Source organism: Pseudomonas poae RE*1-1-14 (assembly GCF_000336465.1).
GTDB lineage: Bacteria > Pseudomonadota > Gammaproteobacteria > Pseudomonadales > Pseudomonadaceae > Aquipseudomonas > Aquipseudomonas poae.
In genome coordinates, this window is the sequence record NC_020209.1 from 2,860,353 (window position 1) to 2,879,943 (window position 19,591).

14 protein-coding genes, 1 tRNA gene and 3 pseudogenes are annotated in these 19,591 nt (G+C 62.7%); 6 read left to right on the forward strand and 12 right to left on the reverse strand.

Features of this window, described 5'->3' with window-relative positions:
- Nucleotides 1–21: 21 nt before the first annotated feature.
- Nucleotides 22–642 (reverse strand): LysE family translocator, encoded by a 621-nt coding sequence (locus tag H045_RS12380; protein ID WP_041931629.1) that lies wholly within the window; start codon nucleotides 640–642, stop codon nucleotides 22–24.
- A gap of 597 nt (nucleotides 643–1,239) precedes the next feature.
- Nucleotides 1,240–1,746 (reverse strand): peptide-methionine (S)-S-oxide reductase MsrA, encoded by a 507-nt coding sequence (msrA, locus tag H045_RS12385; RefSeq protein WP_015372526.1) that lies wholly within the window; start codon nucleotides 1,744–1,746, stop codon nucleotides 1,240–1,242.
- Nucleotides 1,747–2,216: 470 nt separating this feature from the next.
- Here msrA and H045_RS25850 point away from each other — a divergent pair.
- The 4 genes and pseudogenes from H045_RS25850 to H045_RS12400 all read left to right on the forward strand — a co-directional run.
- Nucleotides 2,217–2,888 (forward strand): annotated as a pseudogene (locus tag H045_RS25850) (PAS domain-containing protein); the annotation flags it as partial.
- Nucleotides 2,889–3,059: 171 nt separating this feature from the next.
- A pseudogene (locus H045_RS25855) lies at nucleotides 3,060–3,197 on the forward strand (methyl-accepting chemotaxis protein); the annotation flags it as partial.
- A 257-nt stretch (nucleotides 3,198–3,454) separates the two neighbouring features.
- Nucleotides 3,455–5,077, forward strand: a complete 1,623-nt coding sequence (locus H045_RS12395) for a methyl-accepting chemotaxis protein (RefSeq protein WP_041931505.1) — start codon at nucleotides 3,455–3,457, stop codon at nucleotides 5,075–5,077.
- Between the two features lie 93 nt (nucleotides 5,078–5,170).
- The gene (locus tag H045_RS12400; RefSeq protein WP_015372529.1) at nucleotides 5,171–6,934 is read left to right on the forward strand and encodes a S8/S53 family peptidase; all 1,764 of its coding nucleotides are present in this window, start codon (nucleotides 5,171–5,173) and stop codon (nucleotides 6,932–6,934) included.
- A 631-nt stretch (nucleotides 6,935–7,565) separates the two neighbouring features.
- Here the strand turns inward: H045_RS12400 and gbdR are convergent.
- From gbdR to H045_RS12420, 3 genes are all read right to left on the reverse strand, one after another.
- Nucleotides 7,566–8,651, reverse strand: coding sequence for a choline metabolism transcriptional regulator GbdR (gene gbdR, locus H045_RS12410; protein WP_015372530.1), 1,086 nt, complete (start codon nucleotides 8,649–8,651; stop codon nucleotides 7,566–7,568).
- Nucleotides 8,652–8,674: 23 nt separating this feature from the next.
- Nucleotides 8,675–10,081: an amino acid permease gene (locus H045_RS12415; RefSeq protein WP_015372531.1), complete on the reverse strand. Its 1,407-nt coding sequence runs from the start codon at nucleotides 10,079–10,081 to the stop codon at nucleotides 8,675–8,677.
- A gap of 137 nt (nucleotides 10,082–10,218) precedes the next feature.
- Complete coding sequence (locus H045_RS12420) at nucleotides 10,219–10,950, reverse strand: BPL-N domain-containing protein (protein ID WP_015372532.1); 732 nt, start codon at nucleotides 10,948–10,950, stop codon at nucleotides 10,219–10,221.
- A 155-nt stretch (nucleotides 10,951–11,105) separates the two neighbouring features.
- Between H045_RS12420 and H045_RS12425 the strand changes: the two genes are divergently transcribed.
- Entirely contained in the window at nucleotides 11,106–11,732 is a 627-nt protein-coding gene (locus H045_RS12425) for a glutathione S-transferase family protein (RefSeq protein ID WP_015372533.1), read from the forward strand.
- Between the two features lie 305 nt (nucleotides 11,733–12,037).
- Here H045_RS12425 and H045_RS12430 read toward each other — a convergent pair whose 3' ends face one another.
- The 4 genes and pseudogenes from H045_RS12430 to H045_RS25500 form a co-directional block, all read right to left on the reverse strand.
- Nucleotides 12,038–13,774: an OPT family oligopeptide transporter gene (locus tag H045_RS12430; protein WP_015372534.1), complete on the reverse strand. Its 1,737-nt coding sequence runs from the start codon at nucleotides 13,772–13,774 to the stop codon at nucleotides 12,038–12,040.
- 75 nt (nucleotides 13,775–13,849) lie between these two features.
- Entirely contained in the window at nucleotides 13,850–15,907 is a 2,058-nt protein-coding gene (locus H045_RS12435) for a methyl-accepting chemotaxis protein (protein ID WP_015372535.1), read from the reverse strand.
- Between the two features lie 267 nt (nucleotides 15,908–16,174).
- The gene (locus H045_RS12440) at nucleotides 16,175–16,870 is read right to left on the reverse strand and encodes a tRNA (adenine(22)-N(1))-methyltransferase (RefSeq protein WP_015372536.1); all 696 of its coding nucleotides are present in this window, start codon (nucleotides 16,868–16,870) and stop codon (nucleotides 16,175–16,177) included.
- Between the two features lie 16 nt (nucleotides 16,871–16,886).
- Nucleotides 16,887–17,009, reverse strand: a pseudogene (locus H045_RS25500) (addiction module antidote protein); the annotation flags it as partial.
- Between the two features lie 74 nt (nucleotides 17,010–17,083).
- Between H045_RS25500 and H045_RS24545 the strand changes: the two are divergent.
- Nucleotides 17,084–17,245: a DUF2986 domain-containing protein gene (locus H045_RS24545; protein WP_015372537.1), complete on the forward strand. Its 162-nt coding sequence runs from the start codon at nucleotides 17,084–17,086 to the stop codon at nucleotides 17,243–17,245.
- 1 nt (nucleotide 17,246) lies between these two features.
- Here H045_RS24545 and H045_RS12445 read toward each other — a convergent pair whose 3' ends face one another.
- The 3 genes from H045_RS12445 to H045_RS12455 all read right to left on the reverse strand — a co-directional run bounded on the left by H045_RS12445 (nucleotide 17,247) and on the right by H045_RS12455 (nucleotide 19,548).
- The gene (locus H045_RS12445; protein ID WP_015372538.1) at nucleotides 17,247–18,458 is read right to left on the reverse strand and encodes a YeeE/YedE family protein; all 1,212 of its coding nucleotides are present in this window, start codon (nucleotides 18,456–18,458) and stop codon (nucleotides 17,247–17,249) included.
- A 90-nt stretch (nucleotides 18,459–18,548) separates the two neighbouring features.
- The gene (locus tag H045_RS12450) at nucleotides 18,549–19,343 is read right to left on the reverse strand and encodes a DNA/RNA non-specific endonuclease (RefSeq protein ID WP_015372539.1); all 795 of its coding nucleotides are present in this window, start codon (nucleotides 19,341–19,343) and stop codon (nucleotides 18,549–18,551) included.
- A 129-nt stretch (nucleotides 19,344–19,472) separates the two neighbouring features.
- Nucleotides 19,473–19,548, reverse strand: a tRNA-Asn gene (locus tag H045_RS12455).
- Nucleotides 19,549–19,591: the final 43 nt, after the last annotated feature.

Here is a 19,591-nt window from a genome sequence, read left to right on the forward strand (position 1 = left end):
AGCGTGGGTCATGCAACCTCCTTACAGCGGGCCGATACGCAGGAAAATCCACACCGCCACCGCGATCAGCATCAGCCCGAACACCGCGTTCTGGAACACCAGCAATTTGGGCCGCGCCTGGATCAGCCTCTGCACGGAGGAGCCCATCGATACCCAGATGACGTGGGAAAAGAAATTCAGCGAAATCAACGCAGCGCTCAGGATCAGCACTGCGCTGCTGCTGGTTTCGCCGGTGGGCATGAAGGTGGAAAACATCACCAGCAACATCACGATGCCTTGCACATTGCCCAGCTGCACGACGATGCCGTCTCGAAACTGCAGGTGTATGGGCTTGTCGCCAGGTGCTTTCAGCGGACGACGCAGCAGGCGCACACCCAGCCACAAAATGTAGAAACTGCCGAGCACTTGCAGCACCCACACCAGCCGCGGGCTGCTCATCAGCGTGTGGTAAAGCCCCAGCCCGACCAGCACGGCCAGCAGGAAATAGGTGATGTCCAGGCCGAAAATAAACCGCACCGAACGACGCACACCGCTTTGCGCCCCGGAGGTCGCAACCATCAAATTGCCAGGCCCTGCACTCAGGGTCAGCGGCGCCATGGTTGACAGCCAAAGCAGCCAGTTGATGCTGAATATCTCTTGCACATTGTTATCCTCGATCACGGCATGGACTGCACGTGCTCAAGTCTAATGGGCAGTTGCTTATAAAGTTATAGCGAAGCGCGCAAAGCGATATCCCATAAATGGGGCAAACGGGGCGGCGCTTGTTTTGTAGTCGCAAGGGCGGCTTACTTGCCAGGACTCAGCGAATAGTCGAACGGCTGTTAAAACCCAAACACCTTTATATCAGGCGTTTTGCGAGCGCCCTGAACCGCCGTCGGTTCAAGGGCTTTCTGTGGAGCAAATGGTAGAAACGTTGCGTGCGGCATTTGATCGCGAAAGTGGCCTGTGTCAGTAAGCTGAAAGTTCAGGCAGCCAATATCCCTGTGGGAGCGGGCAAGCCCTAATGCCGTTCAGTTAAGGAAAATGTGTGGGCTTATTGTGGCGAGCGGGCTTGCCCCGCGTTGGGGTGCGAAGCGCCCCCACTCCAGCAAAACGCGGTGTACCTGATACGGCTCAGGGTCTGGTTTTGGGGCTGCTGCGCAGCCCAACGCAGGACAAGCCTGCTCGCCACAGGGAATCTGCGCTCAACTGAACGGCATTGGGGCAAGCCCGCTCGCCACAATACTGATCGGCATCAGGTCAGGCGCGCTTTGGCAATTTCCACCCCGCCCGCACAAAGTGACACGTGTACCCGTCAGGAATCCGCTCCAGGTAATCCTGGTGCTCCGGCTCCGCCTCCCAAAACTCCCTCGCCGGCTCAATCTCGGTCACCACCGGCCCCGGCCATAACTTCGATGCATCAACATCAGCGACGGTATCTTCGGCCACGTCCCGTTGCGCATCGCTCAGGTAATAAATCGCCGAACGGTAGCTGGGCCCGAGGTCGTTGCCCTGCCGGTTGGGCGTGCTGGGGTCGTGGATCTGGAAGAAGAACTCCAGAATCTGCCGATACGTGATCACCGCAGGGTCAAACACAATTTCGATCGCTTCGGCGTGGTCGCCATGGTTGCGATAGGTGGCATTGGGCACGTCGCCGCCGGTGTAGCCGACGCGTGTGCGCAGCACGCCGGGGTAGCGGCGCAGCAGGTCCTGCATGCCCCAGAAGCAGCCGCCGGCGAGGATGGCGGTTTCGGTTTGGTTGGTCATGGTCTGCCCTTGTGCTAATGGATATGCGGCTAGTTATGGGGGTGTGCTCGCCAATAGCAAGTCAACGCCTCAAGCACCGATACAAAACCAAAAAAAATGTACAGTTTCTCAATAACCTGTCGACATAGATGGCAAGGTGCCATGGATGAGGCCCGCAACATTTATCGAGCCTTTACGCTATGTCCATCTTTGCCTTTCTACACCGTGACCGTCGCGCCCTGCACCAACTGACAGCAGCGATCAAAAACGGTCACCTCTCCCCTGTCGACCGCCACAAAACCGCCCCGCCCGTGCTTGATGCCTTGGCAGTGCTCGAAGCCTCCAGCCGCGAATCGCAATCGCGCATCACCCAACTCGAAGACGAACTCGAGTCTGCCCGTGAATTGCTGCGCGAGTCCGCCGCCTCCGCCCAGGCTTCGGAAATCCGCTTCGACCTGGTCAACCGCGCCTCCAGCGAGGGCCTTTGGGACATGGAGGTGGTGGCGGGCGACCCAATCAATCCGAAGAATCGTTTCTGGTGGTCGCCGCAATTTCGCAGCCTGCTGGGCTTTTCTAACGAGCGTGATTTCCCGAATGTGCTGGCCAGTTGGGCCGACCGCCTGCATCCACAGGACAAGCAGGCGACGCTCGACGCGTTTGCGCGGCATCTCAACGACAAATCGGGAAACACGCCGTACAACGTGAACAATCGGCTGGCGATGAAGGACGGTTCCTACCGCTGGTTTCACGCCCAGGGTGAAACGCTGCGCGATGAGCGCGGCACGCCGATCCGCGTGGCCGGTGCGTTGCGCGATATTCATGATCAGTTGCAGCGCGATCAGGAGCACGACGTAATCATCACTCGCTTCGAACTGGCCCGGGAGATGCTGTCCGACGGTTTATGGGACATGGAGGTGATTGCCGGCGACCCGGTGAACCCGAAGAACCCCTTCTGGTGGTCGCCTCAGTTTCGGCGCCTGCTGGGTTTTGAAACGGTGCAAGAGTTTCCCGATGTGCTGGACAGCTGGGCCTCCCGGCTGCACCCGGATGACAAGGAGCGCAGCCTGAACGCCTTTGGTGCGCACCTGAATGACAAGTCAGGGCAAACGCCGTTTGATATCGAATACCGGTTGAAGATGAAAAGTGGCGAATACCGCTGGTTCCGCGCCCGCGGTCAGACGCGCCGCGATCCCCAGGGCGCACCATTGCGCGTGGTGGGCGCGCTGGTGGATGTGCACCTGCAGCATGAGCAGCAAGCGTTGCGCGCAGCGGAGGGTGAACACCAGCGCACGCTTGAAACCAACATTGCGCAGTTGTCGCAGATAGTCGGGACGATCCAGAGCATCGCCAGCCAGACCAACCTGCTCGCGCTCAATGCTGCGATTGAAGCGGCGCGTGCCGGCGAGGCCGGGCGTGGTTTCGCAGTGGTGGCCGATGAGGTGCGCAAGCTGGCAACGCGCACCACTGAAGCGACCGAACAGGCTGCCGGGATGATTGCTCGGTAAGTCATCCCTTTCAGGCGCCTCTCCCGTTGCGGCGAGAGGCGTCTTATGCAGTCAATGAACAACACGTAAAAATTTGTTGTGAACTATCGAAGTATCCAGGCCGCCTCTAAAGTTAATAACAGTACGGCCGATAGTTAATTACGGAGCCCCTAATCCCTGCCCGAAACACATAAAAAAATCCCAATATACATGCCACGGACAGGCACGTTTCAGGACCGAACATCATGTTCAGCAAACTAAGCATCTCGCAAAAACTTTATGCAAGTTTCACCGCAGTCGTTGTACTGATCGGGTTATTGGTGGGGAGCGCCTATATCGGCTTCGAGACAGTAGAAGATGCTACAAATAGTAACGTGCACACGTATGAAGTAATAAGTGCCACACAATTGGCGCTGGAACAACTCATCAATATCGAAACCGGCATGCGCGGTTTCGTCATCGCGGCCAAAGACAATTTTCTGGAACCCCTGGTTGCCGGCGAAAAACGCTTTTCGGAGAAGTTGGACCTGCTTAAACGCCTGACTGCGGATAATCCGGCGCAGCAACAGCGCCTGGCCACCCTGGGCGACATGCAAAAACGCTGGCTTGCCGAGGACGTCGATCCGATCATCGCCCTGCGCAAACGCCTGACGGCCAATAACCTGCCCGATGACGAACTGGACGCGCGCATCAGCTCCGGTGCGGACAAGGCCAAGATGGACAGCATGCGTGCGACCCTGGCTGAAATCACCGCCACTGAAACCGCACTGCTGGCGCAACGAAGCCAGGAAATGATCGATGCCAAGCACACGGCGCTGACGATCCTGATCGTGGGCGGCCTTCTCTCGGCCGTATTGTCGTTGATCCTCGCCACCTCACTGGGCCGCAGCACCACTGGGCGCCTGCAACTGGCGATTGATGCCGCTACCGCAATTGCCAACGGCAAGCTGGATACGGTGATCGACACCAGCAGCCATGACGAGCTGCCCAAAGCCTTCGACCGCATGCAGAAGCGCCTGCGCGAAATGATTCAACAGATCAGCGAAGCGGCCAACCAGTTGGTGGTGTCGGTGCAGCAGATTTCCGGCGCGTCGGAGCAACTGTCCGGTGCGATTCAGGAGCAGTCGACGTCGGCCTCGATGATGGCGGCCACCATTGAAGAGCTGACCGTGAGCATCCATCACGTCTCGGAAAACGCCGATGAGGCGCACCAGCTTGCCAGCCGTTCGGGCGAACAATCCAAGGATGGCGCGCGCGTCATCGAAAATACCCTGTCGAGCATGAACGGCATTGCCAGGACCGTGCAGCACTCCTCCACCCAGGTGGCCGGGCTGGGCCAGCACTCCGAACAGATTTCCTCGATCATCAGCGTGATTCAGGGCATCGCCGACCAGACCAACCTGCTGGCGCTCAACGCCGCCATCGAAGCGGCCCGGGCCGGCGAGCAAGGCCGCGGGTTTGCCGTGGTGGCCGATGAGGTGCGCCTGCTGGCGCAGAACACCGGCAAGTCGACCAAGGAAATCGCGATCATGATCGAGAAAATCCAGGCCGGCGTGCGCGAAACCGTCGAAAGCATGCGCGGTGGTGTGCTTGAAGTGAGCCAGGGCGTGGAAACGGCGGGGACTGCTGGTGCGGCCATCGTCGAAATCCGCGACAGCTCGGAGAAAGTGCTACAGGTGGTCGATCAGATCTCCTTCGCCTTGCGTGAGCAGACCATGGCCAGCCAGGACGTTGCCCGCAACGTCGAGCGCTCGGCGCAGATGGCGGAAATGAACAACGTGTCGGTGCAGGAGTTGCTCAAGACCAGCGGCGGCCTGAAGAACCTGGCCACCAGCCTTCAGCACGAAGTGAGCAAGTTCCAGTTGTAACCCACAGGATGCGGGGCCGCGCTCGGCGCACGCTGAACGAAGCCGGCCCCGTTGCAGTCGGAGAAACAACCTCCCCGGCAAAGAACCTGGCTCATGCCTCTGAAAACCGCAGCCCTCGCCTCCCTCTTCTCTCTGGCGGCCAGCACGGCCGCCGCCGCCCAGGAACCGCTGCGCCTGCAGAACTTGCAGCGCTGCGGCGACCTGCTGGAAAACCGTCAGCAAGCCTGGTGCCTGACCGCTCGCGGCCTGGGTGACGCCACGCCGACGCTCAAACTGGGTAACGCCGCTTTGCCGGCGAGCGCGGTGCAGCGTGACGGTAATACCCTTCGCGTGCATCTGGACAGCAGCCACTACCAAAGCGGCCCCGTGTGGCTTGAGGACGGCGCCCGCGTCAGCAACGCGGCCTGGCTGAGCCTGCGCAACAGCCACGTGGTGGCGGCAAAGCCCAGCGAAGTGGCGAAGAACATGGACGGGTTGACCACCTACGTCGACCTGGTCAGCGTGCTGATCGAAGAAGATCACGACGGCCGCCAGGAAGCCGAGCGGCTGGCCCGCAAATATGGGGCGACGGTGGTCGGCAGTATTGCCCCGCTGAACCTGTTCCAGCTGCGCCTGCCCGCCAGGGACCTGGTGCAGCGCGATGCGCTGGTGTTGCGTTTGGGCAGCGAGACCAGCGTCGATGCGGTGGTGGTCGAAGAATCCGCCGCTGAAGAGGCCGAGGCCGCCGCGCCGCGCGAGAAACCCGACAAACCGGCGCCGGACTCCGATGAGTGGGCGGCCAACCGCTTTCTCGATGCGGTGACTTATTACCAAAGCCGCCTTCCGGGCCGTCACACGCCGATCCTGCCGCAACCGGTGCGCGTGGGGGTGATCGAGCGCGGGGTGGATTTCGACACCGCCGACTTCGCCGATTACCTCGGCGCCTGCGCCGCCAAACGCACCTGCGTGTATGCGCGCGACACAAATGCGCCGGACGGCCACGGCACCACGGTCGCGGGCATACTCGCGGCGCGCTGGGACGACGGCGGCAACAGTGGTTTCCTGCGCGGGCTGGACAAGGCCAGCGGCGGCTTCGAGGTGATCGTCGACCGTGATTCCGATGCGGGCATCACGGCCAATATCGCCGCGTCGGTCAACCTGGTGGAGGACGGCGTACGCGTGCTCAACTGGAGCTGGGGCATCCATCGCGTCGGCGCCAAAGACGTCAACGGGGATGACGTCGACTCCTTGCTGCGCTCTGGCATCGTCATGAGCGGCTATGAAGAATTGCTCGAAGAATTTTTTCTCTGGCTGCGCAAGGAGCATCCCGATGTGATCGTGGTGAACTCTGCCGGTAACGGCTCGGCGTTCTCCGGTACGGACGACTACCGCCTGCCCTCCTCATTTATCACCGAGCAATTGCTGGTGGTGGGCGGGCATCAGCGTGGCGAGCGCAACGGGTTGGCGGTTGACGACCCGGCGTATGCGGTGACGCGCAGTTCGTCGAATGTGGACATGCGCGTAGACATCACCGCCGCCGCCTGCACCCACGCCTCCACCCGCGAGGCCGGCCAGGAAGGCGCGGTGCATTGCGGCACCTCCTATGCCACACCAATGGTTGCAGGGTTGCTGGCGGCCATGCTGTCGATCAACCCGCAGTTGCAACCCGAGCAGTTGCGCATGCTGCTGCGCCGCAGCTCAATGGCCATCGGCGAAAAAAACGACTTCGAACGCAGCGACGCCCAGGACCTGACCGCACCCATCCTGCCGTCCGAGCGCAACTACCAACGCACCGACAAGGACGTGGGACGCTCGGCGCGGCTGGACATGCAGAAAGCGCTGGACCTGGCGGTGCAGAGCAGGACGCGTGTACGGTGATGGCGTTTTTAGAAACCCGGGACAGGTCATGTTCGTTGCCGAAGCCAGTGACAAGCTCATGGCGCTGAGTTTGCCCCTGTGGGAGCTGTCGAGCTTCAGCGAGGCTGCGATGCAGGCGACTCGGTCTGGCAGGCACACCGCAGTGATCCCATCGCAGCCTCGCTGGGGCTCGACAGCTCCCACATTTGATGGGGGTCGACTGGGTGGGCAGTGTCTGGCGTGAGACTTGCGAATGGGGATACAACCTACACCGCTGATCTCCTGTGGGAGCTGTCGAGCTTCAGCGAGGCTGCGATGCAGGCGACTCGGTCTGGCAGGCACACCGCAGCGATCCCATCGCAGCCTCGCTGGGGCTCGAGAGCTCCCACATTTGATGGGGGTCGACTGGGTGGGCGGTGTCTTGTGGCGAGCGGGCTTGCCCCGCGTTGGGCTGCGCAGCAGCCCCAAGACCAGGCGCTGAGCCGTATCAGGTACACCGCGTTTTGCTGGATTGGGGGCGCTTCGCACCCCAACGCGGGGCAAGCCCGCTCGCCACAATAAGCCCACACATTTTCCTTAGCTGAACGGCATTAGGGCTTGCCCGCTCGCCACAACCCGCTAGCTAGCCACACAGATTCCAGCGTGGTGATCATCAGCGCCGTTGAAGGCGTACGCTGGCGAAGGTCGGTTCGTCTCGTGCCTGTTCCAGGGTGCTTCTGGGGGTTGCCGGCGCGGGGGCGTGCAGCGGGGGCGGTGAGGCGAGTGGCGGGTGCAGGCGCATGTCGGCGCGCTCGTCGCTGGGGGCGATGCCAAAAAAATCGCGGTAGCACTTGGAAAAATGCGGTGTCGACACGAAGCCGCAGATCACCCCAAGCTCGACAATCGACAGCGAGGTCTGCATCAGCAGTTGCCGCGCGCGGGTCAGGCGCAGTTTGAGGTAGTAACGCGATGGCGTGCAAAACAGATAGCGCTGGAACATGCGCTCCAGCTGGCGCCGCGAGACGTTCACATAGGCCGCCAGGTCGTCCAGTTCGATGGGTTCTTCCAGATTGGCCTCCATCAGCGCGACCACTTCCTGCAGCTTGGGCTGCTGCGTGCCGAGCAGGTGCTTGAGGGGCACACGCTGCTGATCGCGTTCGTTGCGAATGCGCTCGTACACGAACATCTGCGAGATCGCCGCCGAGAGTTCGTGACCGTGATCGCGGCTGATCAGGTGCAGCATCATGTCCAGCGGCGCAGTGCCGCCGGAGCTGGTGAAGCGATTGCCGTCGAGGGTGAACACGCTCGCACTCACCGTGACGCGGGCAAAAGCCTCCTGCATCGACGCCATCAGTTCCCAATGCACGCTGCACTGGAAGCCATCGAGCAACCCGGCCAGGGCCAGGGCCCAACTGCCGGTGCACACCGCGCCCAGCCGCCGGCAATGCAGACGCGCCTGGTTGCGCAGCCAGGCAATGTGCTCGGCGGTCACGGCCTGTTGAATGCCGATGCCACCGCACACCACGACCGCGTCGAGACTGAGCAGGTCGCGGGTGGACGCATCCGGCGTGACCGCCACGCCATCGCTGGCCCACACCGGCTGGCCGTTGAGGCTCAGGGTCTGCCAGCGGTACAGCTCCTCGCCCGCCAGTTGATTGGCCATGCGCAACGGCTCGACTGCACACGACAGGGAAATCAAGGTGAACTGGTCCAGCAGCAAAAAGCCGATGGTCTGGCAGACCGGCGTCTCAGGTGCCACGGCATTCACTCCAAAGCGACTGATCAGGATTGCTCCAGCGCCACCGGTTTGGCCAGCGGCCCGTGCTGGCGCGCAGTGACCAGCCCGATAAACGAAATCACCAGCGCCAGGCCAATCGTCGACGACACTTCCAGGCGATGATCCGGCGTCACCATCATCACCCCCAGGGCCAGGCAGATGAAGACAATCACCAGGTAGGTCAACCAGGGAAACAGCCACATGCGAAAGGTCAGCTCAACGTTTTGCCGCAGCAGCAACCGACGCATGCGCAATTGCGACACCGCGATCACCAGGTACACCAGCAACGCGATGGCGCCGGAGCTGGCCAGCAGAAACTGGAACAGCCCGGCGGGCATGAAATAGCTCAGCAGCGTGACGCCCGCGCCAATGATGGTGCTGGCAATCACGGCCGCCCTGGGCACGCCCGCCGCCGAGGTGGCTTTGAGCGCGCGCGGCGCATCGCCGCGCTTGCCCAGGGAAAACAGCATGCGCGAAGAAATGTAGATCGAGGAATTCATGCAACTGGCCACGGCGATCAGCACCACCAGATCGACCATGAACTTGGCGTTGGGGATGTTCATCAACTCCAGCGCGCGCTGGTAAGAACCCACGGAGGCCAGCAGCGGATCGTTCCACGGCACGACCGAAATCACGATGGAGATCGACAGCAGATAGAACACGCCGATGCGCCAGATCACCGAGCGCGTCGCCTTGGCGATGTTCTGCGCCGGGTTGCTCGATTCGGCGGCAGCGATGGTCACCGCTTCGGTGCCGATAAAGCTGAACATGATGGTGATAAACGCCCCCACCACCGCCGACAGACCGTTGGGCGCAAAACCGCCGTGTTCCTGCATCAGCCGGCTCAGGCCGCTGGCTTCGCGGTCCGGAATCCAGCCCATCAGCACGCTGAAACCCAGGCCGATAAAACCGACGATGGCGATCACCTTGGCCATGGCGAACCAGAATTCGAACTCACCGTACTTGGCCACGCTGAACAGGTTGGTGATCACCAGCAGGATGATTGACAGCAGCGCGAATAGCCAGGCGTCCACCTGGGGGAACCACTGGTTGAGCACATGCCCGGCGGCCAGCGCTTCAATCGGAATCACCAGCACCCAGAACCACCAGTACAACCAGCCGATGGTGAACCCGGCCCAGGGGCCGATGGCCTGGTCGGCATAGGTGGAGAACGAGCCAGTGTCAGGCCGCGCCACCGCCATTTCGCCGAGCATGCGCATCACCAGCACCACCAGCAGCCCGGAGGCCAGGTACGCCAGCAACACCGCCGGCCCGGCCGCCGCGATGGCATGCCCGGAACCGACAAACAGCCCGGCGCCGATGATGCCGGCAATCGACAGCATGGTCACATGGCGGGGCTTGAAGCCTTGCGCCAACTGACCGCTGGAATCCTTGGAGTTGAGGTTAATCATTGTTTTTGTTGTGCTCTGCGACCCAATTGCGCACCACCATACGGGCGCAGCGCCAGGCGAAAAGGCCTGAGTACGTCACGATCGTGCCTGATGTCGACATGCAGAGAAGTGCTCACAGCCCCGTGGCGTCGGCGGCGTTACTCCTGAACGCTGCGGATCAACGCACCAAACAGGTCGCCACGGGGCATTTTGTCCAGCGGTATATCGGCGTTCTCGAACCACTCGCGCCCGGCTTCCGGGTGCGGACCACTGAGCACCACCACGCCCTTTTTATAGGTGTAGCGCGCGGCCGCGACGTCGCCATTGTGGTAGGTCGCGAGGGTCTGGTAAGGCGTGGCCGCCGTGGACGTGGGGAAATACGGACCGTCCTGATAGAACACGTAGTCCGGCTTGCCGGCCCAGGTGACGCGCACCGCCGCATCGTCGATGCCGCTGACTTCAAAGCCCGGACGACCGGCTTCGGTGTCGATGGCGTCGGGGATCAGGCCGAGGTTGTTGTCGTCCGCCAGATAGGCGCCCATGCACAGTCCCAGGTAACGGCCGCCCTTTGCCACGTAACTGCGAATAGCTTCGGCGCGCTCATCGCCCAGGCTGTCGAGGGCGCCGGGAATGTCCTGCCCGCCGCCTGGCTGCACGTAGAGGTCGTAGCGTGCGAGGGTTTGCGCGGTGATGTCGATAGCCTCGTCTGCGCCGACGAAGTCGACCTGGTAGCCGGGGTTGAGGCGCAGCAGCGCCGTTTTCACGTTTTCCGAACAGTCATCGCACCCCGCCGGGCCGCGGTAGATGGCGACGTGGGTGATCGGCACGGCGGCGTGCCCCTGGAAGGTGGCGAAGGCAAGGAACGTGGCGGCAATAACGTGCAGTTTCATGGTGGCGGGTTCTTCACAGGTTGGGGGCACGCGCCTAGCCTAATGCGAATGGCCGCGCAAAAAAGTTAACAGTTGTAAACACCCTGGGGAATGCCGGGGCACTCTGCGGCGCTGTGACAGTCCATTCCTGCACACCCCACACTCTGGAGCCGTCCATGATCATCGTCCATCACCTTAACAACTCACGTTCCCAGCGCATTCTGTGGCTGCTGGAAGAGCTTGGCCTGCCGTACGAGATCAAGCGTTACCAGCGCGACCCGAAAACCAACCTGGCGCCGCCGGAACTCAAGGCAATCAATGCACTGGGCAAGTCGCCGGTGATTGAGGACGAGGGCAACGTGGTGATCGAGTCCGGCGCCATTGTCGACTACCTGATCCGCCGCCACGGCGCCGGCCGCCTGCAACCGGACGCCGCCAGCGCCAGCTACGACCAATACGTGCAATGGCTGCACTTTGCCGAAGGTTCGGCCATGTTGCCATTGATGCTCAATCTGTATGTGGGTCGCCTGGGTGAAGCCGGTGCGCCGTTGCATCCGCGTATCGAATCGGAAGTGGCCAATTACCTGAGTTATCTGGATAACGCCCTGGCAAGCACGCCTTACCTGATGGGCGAGTCGTTGAGCGGCGCGGATATCCAGATGAGTTTCATCGGCGAAATCGCCAAGGCTCAGGGCAAGTTGCAGGCCTACCCTAACCTTGCTGCGTGGGTGCAGCGCTTCCAGGCGCGGCCGGCGTATCGCAAGGCGGTGGAGCAAGGTGGCGAGTATGCGTTTGCCAAGTGAGGCGTAGAGCCGGTTTGTTGTAACAAGCTGACTTGCCCTAATGCCGTTCACTTAAGCGCAGATTCTCTGTGGCGAGCGGGCTTGCCCCGCGTTGGGCTGCGCAGCAGCCCCAAAACCAGGCGCTGAGCCGTATCAGGCACACCGCGTTTTGCTGGATTGGGGGCGCTTCGCACCCCAACGCGGGGCAAGCCCGCTCGCCACAATAAGCCCACACATTTTCCTTAACTGAACGGCATTAGGGCTTGCCCGCTCGCCACAGGAATGGGATTGCTGAAATAGCTCACTTCCACATCGGATCTGCCGGCTTACCGAAACATCTGCCACAACGACGCACCCACGCCGGTGATGCTCTCACCGGCTATCAACCCTGCCGCCGCCGTGATCGCAAAGCGCTGCGTCACGCTCGGCCAGCGCAGGCTGACGAGCCAGGTGAGCACTGCGCCCAGCGCCATCATCAGTGACACCGAGGCCGGCAGCACAAATGCCAAGCCCAGGGCGGCCGCACTCGGCAGGTAGCGCGCGCGATGGGCCGGCAAGGTGCTGTCCAGCACGCCCAGCAACACGCCGATCAGGCCCGCGATGCCAATGGCCCAGCGAATACTCGGCGACAATGAATCCAGGCCGAGGGTGAGGGTTTGCGCCACGGCTTTCCAGGTGGCCACGGCCGGTGCCGGCCACTCCTCGGTCAGCAGCATGCCTTGCGGGTCGGGGATCAGCGCAAGGTAGGCGAACACCCCGACGATGCTGCCGACAAAAATCCCCAGGATCTGCGCAATCATCTGCTTGCGTGGCGTCGCCCCAATCGCTTTGCCCACCTTGAAGTCGTTCATCAGGTCGGTGCACTGCCCGGCCGAACCGCCGGCGGTGTTGGCGCTCATCAGGTTGATCGGCACCTGCCCCGGCGCGACGATGCCGAAACTCAACTGGGACAATTGCCCGATGGCCCCGATCGGCGGAATGCCGGTGGCGCCCACTACCCGCGCCGCCACGGCCGCCAGGCAGATCGCCAGGGGGATGGTCAGCAGGGCCATGCCCAGATTGATGCCGAACAGCAGCGCCTGCAGGCTCACCACAAGGATGATCGACAGCGCGAAACCCGCAGCAGGCCCAGGCTTGGGCAAGGTCCAGGGCGTGCCGCCGCCAGCTTTGGTCGAAGCGTGCAACGCCCACAGGCGGATCGCCAGCGAAGCCAGGGTCGAGCACACCATCAGGCTCACCCCCGGCCACAGCAGCCATTCCACCAGCGCGGCGAACTGCGGGCCGCTGCTGCCTTCGGGCAGGCTCACCAGATGCTGCGCCAGCAGCCAAGGCCCCAGCCCGCCCCAGGCGAGCAGCGCACCGAGCAACAGCCTCAGGCCCACGCGCAGGCCGATGATGCCGCCAAAGCCGAGCAGCAACAGCGACGGGTCGGCGGTAAACGTGAGACGTTCGAGCTGCGCGCTTGGCGACCAGCGCGGGAACGCCCACAGGAAAGTGTCCACCCACTTGACCAGCCCGGACAGCAACGCGGCGCCGAGCAACACTTGCAAGCGCGTCGCGGCTTCGCGGCCATGGTTGTAGATGTGCAACAACGTCTCCAGGGTGGCCATGCCTTCGGGAAATTTCAGCGCCTTGTCATTGAGCAGCGAGGGCCGCAGGTACCAGGCGATCCAGATGCCGAGAAAACTCACCGAAAACACCCAGGCGATCATCGGGATCGGGTCCAACTGGTGGCCGGTCAACAAGGTGTAGGCCGGGATCGGTGCCACCAGCCCGCCGGAAATGATCGACGCCGCCGCCGAAGCGACGGTCTGGTTGATGTTGCTCTCGTGCAATGTCCACGGCAGTTGGGTGGTGGAGCGCCTGGCCAGGCCTTGCCAGATCGCGTAACCGACCAGCAAGGCGATGATCGACATGTTGAATGACCAGCCGATCTTCAGGCCGGCGTAGACGTTGGAGGGGGTCAACAGGATGCCGAGCACCACCCCGGTGATGACCGCACGCGGGCTGAGTTCACGTTCGACGGGGCCGTGCAGCGGGGATGTGGGCGGGGTTGAAGGCATGCGGATTCCTTTCGGCAAGGGCACAGGGCGACTTAACAAGTGAGCCCCGTAACCCCCGAAGGTTCATCCGCAGGCTCAGCCCAGACGGAACCGCGCGGTGTTGTCGCTCAAGGCGCGGCTGCCTCTGCTCAAGGTATCCGCCGCCTGGTTCACCGCCCGTGCGCCGTCGAGCAAGCGCCCGGCGGCCTGGTCCACCTGCTGGATATTGCCGCTCACTTCATCCGCGGTGGTGGCTTGTTCTTCCACCGCGGCCGCAATCTGCGCCAGGGTGTCGGTGACGTTCTGCACGGCACCTGCAATCTCGCCCAGGCGCGCGCCCAGGCCGGTAACCGACTCAGCGTCGGTGAGTGCCTGCTCGCAGGCGGCGCCCATCAGGCTGACGGCCTGGCTGACCGTGGCGCGCAGGCTGTCCACCGTACTCGCGATTTGCGCGGTGGAGGCCTGGGTGCGTTGCGACAGGCTGCGCACTTCGTCGGCCACCACGGCAAAGCCCCTGCCCTGCTCGCCCGCGCGGGCGGCTTCGATGGCGGCGTTGAGCGCCAGCAGATTGGTCTGTTCGGCGATGCCACGAATGGTATCGACCACCGACTGAATCTGCTGGCCCTGCTGGCTCACCTGTTCCAGCGCGTTGGCGGTGTCGGTGAGCCGCTGGTTGAGCTGCTGAATGCTGGCCGTGGTGCGCTGGCTGTCGCGGCTGCTGTCTTCGGCAATGCGCCGGGTGTGCTGGGCACTGCCGGACGCCTGTTCGCAGCTTCTGGCCACGCCCATCGAGGTGGCCGCCAGCTGGGTGGCGGCGGCGGCGATCTGGCTGATCTGGTGCTGCTGGTCTTCAACCTCGTTGAGGGTGCTGCCCGACTGGGTATTGAGGGTGAGCACGGCCGAACCGAGCTGCTCGGTCTCGTGGTTGACCCCGAGCAGGCTGGTGCGCAACTGCGCCACGGCAACGTTGAGCGCGGCGCTGATGGCGGCCAGTTCGTCACGGCCTTGCACCGACACTTCCACGCACAGGTTGCCGTCGCGCAACGACTCGGCCAGCGTGGTGATGCCGCTGGCACTGCGTTGAATCGCGGCCTGCAGGCACATGAACAGGTACAGCGCCGCCAGGGCCAGCAGGCTGAACGTGGCTGCCACCGGCACGAATTGCTCCAGGGAGCGGGCGTGGTAATAGCTCAGGCGTGCGTCCAGCGAGTTGAGCGACTGGTTGCGCAGCGACCCCAGGCTGCCAAGCATGGCGTCGACGCTGCGGTCGAAGGCGGCGCTGTCGAGCTTGATGGTGCCGCCGAACACGCCGTCGTCGAGAATCTTGAGCTCACTGTCGAGCAGTTGCAGGCTGTTGTCGTACTGCGCGCTCCAGGATTCCAGGCCCGGATACGGCTTGGCCTTGAGCGAGGCGGCGGCCTTGATCAACTGATCCCGCGCGTCGCCGATGCGGCTACGCAGGTCGCGCATCTGCAAGCGGCTTTGCAGGGTGAACTGCCCGGATGCGATGGACGACTGACCCACGCTGGCCATGCGCCCCACTCGTTCGATCAGGTCCGGCGTCTGCTGGGTGGAAATCTGCATCAGCAGGTAGGTTTCCAGCCACGGGTCGAGAATCAGGCCGGTGTCGAGGGCGATTTGCTCGCGCAGGCCCTGCATCGCGGTCAGCGCCGAGGTGAAGCGGTCGTAGCCGTCCGGCCACCAGCCGACGGTGCGCAGCGATTGCGTGTCCATGCCCTTGACCGTCGCCTGCAACGCCGTAAAACGGGCCAGGGTTTCGGCGCTGGCCTGCTGGGCAGCGAGCGTGTCGCCCAGGGCTTGCAGGCTTTGCTGGATCATGGGGTTCAAGGCGTCGACCTTGTCCATCGCCGCCTTGGCCGCGGGCGTCGGTTCGCGCAGCAGGTCCACTGCCTTCCATCGCGCGGCGAGGTTACGCTGGGCCGTGAGCTGGCTGTCGAGGGAGTCCATGGCCAACAGTTGCTGAACGCCGGACTTTTCGCTGGAGATGACCGCACTTTTCTCGCGATAGTCCGCCGCGATCATCCACAGGCTGCCGACCAGCGGCAGCATGAACAGGAGGAACAGAATCTGGAACTTGCGCGCGAAACCGAAGCGCCCGAGCAGGCGCATACCGGGTGATAACAGACTGTGCATTGCCGACAACTCCTGGAACAACCCACACCGTGCACGGCGAGGCGAAGCCTTGAAACGACTAACGGCAAAATGCCATGTCATTGATTACCCTGGCACAAGCAAGATATGGGCCGTTGGTTACAGGCCCGTAATTGGCGATGCGGCGAGACGCTGCGCAGTGGGCGGTGCGTGAAAATGGGGCAAAAGCACTCAGTGTGTGGCGCAAACTGTAACCGGGCACCCAATCGGTGCAGTGCCCTGTGGAGATCCGCTCTTAGTGGCCAGGTGTTACTCCAGCAAAGCGGTGATCCAGCCAACCTGCCGCTGGAGTGCTCGCAGCCGATCTTCAGGCCCCCCTTGCAACGCTCGTTCGAAGCCTGCCAGGGTGCGCTGCTTCAGGCGCAACAGGCGCTGCCACTTGGCAAAAAACACCGGGCTGCGCACCTGCAGGTTCAGCGGGCCGAAGTACAGTTGCTCGGGCGTATAAGTGACCGGCCCGGTGCGTTCGGCCACGATGATTTCGTAGTAGAAACGGTTCTCGTGTAACAGCTCCTCATGAAGAATGCGGTAGCCGTTGTCCATCAGCCACTGACGCAGCGGTTGTTCACCGCCGTTGGGCTGCAGGATCAGGCGTTCCTGGCCGGACAGACGCGCCTTGCCCGCCTCAAGAATGTCGCGAATCGTCTCCCCGCCCATGCCGCACAGGCTGATGGCGGTGATCCCGTCGTCTGGTTCGATAGCCGCCAACCCGCTGGCCAGGCGCACCCTGATCAGGTGCTGCAGACCATTCTCACGCACACTGCGCGTGGCCGCCCGAAACGGCGTCTCGGCCACCTCCCCCGCCACCGCCGCCGTGATCACCCCGCGGCGCACCAGCGCCACCGGCAGGTAACCGTGATCGGAACCGATATCCACCAGGCGCGCCCCGGCCGGAACCTGCGCCGCCACGCGCTCAAGGCGTCGGGATAATGTGTGTTCGTTCAACTGTGGATCCTTCGAATCATGAATCGCCAGCAACGGCGCGTTTGGCCCCTGCGGTTTTTTGACTGGCAGGCGCAACCATTGGCCGCACCGTCAGCTCGACGCCCAGCGCCGCCATCAATTTCTGGACAGTCTCATAGCGCCTTCATCAGCACTGCCGTCAGCGGTCACGCCAACTGCTATCATCCGCGCCTGCACACATCCGGGCTGGAAACCATGAACCGTCAAAAGAAACTGCAGCAACTCTTCAAGGCCAAGGCCAAGAAAGCCAACGCGAAATTGGCGCCTAAAAGCAAAGACAAATACATCAGCAAGGCCGAGCGGGAAAGGCTGGCGAACGAAGCGGCTCAAACACCCGACGCTTCCCCACAGAGCTGACTCAGCAACCGTTCAACGCCACCTGCGGTCTTTCACCTGCGAAGAAAAACGGCCGCAGGCGCACACCGACGCCGTTGCCGATAAACGCCGCCACCAGCCACACCCAGCCATGCAGGCTGCCTGAGGCGATGCCACTGAAGTACGCGCCGATGTTGCAGCCGTAGGCCAGGCGCGAGCCGTAGCCGAGCAGCAGCCCGCCGATCACTGCGGCTATCAGCGAACGCGTGGGGATTTTCAGGCTGGGGGCGAAACGTCCGGCCAGGCCTGCGGCCAGCAGCGCGCCGAGGACAATGCCGATGTCCATCACGCTGGTGATGTCTTCCCACACTGGCGCGGCCAGCGCCTTGGCATTGCCCGGCATCTGCCAGAACGCCCAGCTGGACACGTCCACGCCCAGCCCGCTCGCCACCTTGGCGCCCCACAGCGCGAACGCCGAGGTGATGCCCCAGGGGCGGCCGGCCAGGGCCAGGGTCGCGTAGTTGAGCAGCGCCAGGCCAATCGCTCCCCACACCAGCGGCCACGGCCCGCGCAGAAAGCGGCGCAGCCCCTGGTGCTCGCTGGTCACACCTTTTTCAAGCTGGCCGTGGCGGGCTTTTTCCAGGCGCACGGTCAGCAACGCAATGGCCGCAAACACCCCCAGGCTCAGGACCAATGCCGGGACCACGCCAAAATGCTTGACGATGGACACCGCCGGCAACGCCGGCAGCGCAAACCACCAATCCACATGGTGCGTGGCGATCAGCGAACCGCAGATAAAGAACAACAGCGTCACCAGCATGCGCGCATTGCCGCCGCCCACGGTGAACAAGGTGCCTGATGCACAGCCGCCCCCCAGTTGCATGCCGATGCCGAAGATAAAAGCGCCAAACACCACCGACACCCCAGCCGGCGCCACCAGTCCCACCACTGGCTCGCCGAACAGCGTGCCCGCCCCCAGAGCCGGGAAAAACAGCAGCACCGCCACCGCGAGCATCACCATCTGCGCGCGCAGTCCGGCACCGCGCCGGTCCTTGATGAACACGCGCCAGGCTGAGGTGAAACCGAAGGCGGCGTGGTAGAGGGTCAGGCCCAGGGCGGCGCCGACTACCAGCAACAGCACCTGGCGCGCGCCAACCGTGTTTTGCAGGAACAGCGCGCCGGCGATCAGCAGGATAAAGGCCAGCAACGGCGCCACGGGCTTGCGCGTGGGCGTGAGGGAAAGGGAGGTGCTCATGGGGATCTCGTCTGGCATTGATTGCAGGACGGCAAGTATGCCGTTTTTTCGTAGCAGCCGGCTCACTCGCTCCTACAGTGGGGCGGTCGATCAGCCACGGCCTATCGAACCGCTCACCGGCAGGTTACCCAACAACTTCAGCCCGGTGGTTTTCACGAAGCTGTCGTAATCCATCGGCCGTTGAATGCGGGTTTCCGTATTGGGCAGCACATAGGCCCAGGCACGTTTGGAAGAGGCGTCGTACACCAGTTTGAACAGCCGCGTCGGCACCCACACCTTATTGCGGCCAATGGTGGCGTAGCCCGTGTCGAACAACGGCCCGGTGAACACGAACACATCGCCGCCCGCGCGTGCGGCGAACTTGCGCACGTCGGACTCGACTTTGCTCCAGATCTTGCGATTGTTGGTGGGGTCTTGCGGCACCATGTTCGACAGCGCGAACGACTGCGCCATGGCATGCGCGTTTGGCGCGTCGGCGGCCGGGGACTGGTGGCCACGGTCCACCGCTGGGTGCTGGGCATGGTAGTCGCTCAGTTCCGCACGACCGTCTTTGGGGATACGCGGGTCGGCGTAGAACTGGTTGGTACGCTCTTCGCCTTTCGCATCTTTCAACAACGCGGCGTTGAGGCGTTCGACCACCACCAGCGGCGTCTTGCTGGTTTGCGAGTAGAGCACCGCAAAGTTATCGGAACACAGCGCCAGCGGTTTCAGGCTGGCGGGTACCGTGGCGGTGTTGATCGGTGCGGCGGGGAACAGATCGGCGCAGCTGTCAAAGGACAGGCGCTTCTCGTCGTTCGAGTAGAGGGCTGACAGGTTGCGGGCCTGGGTGACAGGCGCGAGAAAAACCAGGGCAGAGAGGGCGACGGCAATAATACGTAAGTGCATGTTTCATATCTTGAAAGTGGGGGCCTGTTGACCGCCCTTTTTCACTTTAGTGCCTGCCCGGTCTGATCAGTTAACGACGGCAAATCCCGGGCGAAAAAAAGCCTGCATCGCTGCAGGCTTTTCTTTATCTGGCTCCACGACCTGGACTCGAACCAGGGACCCAATGATTAACAGTCATTTGCTCTACCAACTGAGCTATCGCGGAATGCGCCGTATGTTACTGATTAAAAAGAAGAAGTCAACCCTGC

Excerpts from the sequence above, each read along its gene's own strand:
- msrA (WP_015372526.1), bottom strand. The coding sequence starts at position 1,746 with ATGACCAACCAAACCGAAACCGCCATCCTCGCCGGCGGCTGCTTCTGG.
- H045_RS12415 (WP_015372531.1), bottom strand. The coding sequence starts at position 10,081 with ATGATTAACCTCAACTCCAAGGATTCCAGCGGTCAGTTGGCGCAAGGC.
- H045_RS24545 (WP_015372537.1), top strand. The coding sequence starts at position 17,084 with ATGAACCGTCAAAAGAAACTGCAGCAACTCTTCAAGGCCAAGGCCAAG.
- H045_RS12395 (WP_041931505.1), top strand. The coding sequence starts at position 3,455 with ATGTTCAGCAAACTAAGCATCTCGCAAAAACTTTATGCAAGTTTCACC.
- H045_RS12430 (WP_015372534.1), bottom strand. The coding sequence starts at position 13,774 with ATGCCTTCAACCCCGCCCACATCCCCGCTGCACGGCCCCGTCGAACGT.
- H045_RS12420 (WP_015372532.1), bottom strand. The coding sequence starts at position 10,950 with ATGAAACTGCACGTTATTGCCGCCACGTTCCTTGCCTTCGCCACCTTC.
- H045_RS12435 (WP_015372535.1), bottom strand. The coding sequence starts at position 15,907 with ATGCACAGTCTGTTATCACCCGGTATGCGCCTGCTCGGGCGCTTCGGT.
- H045_RS12445 (WP_015372538.1), bottom strand. The coding sequence starts at position 18,458 with ATGAGCACCTCCCTTTCCCTCACGCCCACGCGCAAGCCCGTGGCGCCG.
- H045_RS12425 (WP_015372533.1), top strand. The coding sequence starts at position 11,106 with ATGATCATCGTCCATCACCTTAACAACTCACGTTCCCAGCGCATTCTG.
- H045_RS12400 (WP_015372529.1), top strand. The coding sequence starts at position 5,171 with ATGCCTCTGAAAACCGCAGCCCTCGCCTCCCTCTTCTCTCTGGCGGCC.
- H045_RS12450 (WP_015372539.1), bottom strand. The coding sequence starts at position 19,343 with ATGCACTTACGTATTATTGCCGTCGCCCTCTCTGCCCTGGTTTTTCTC.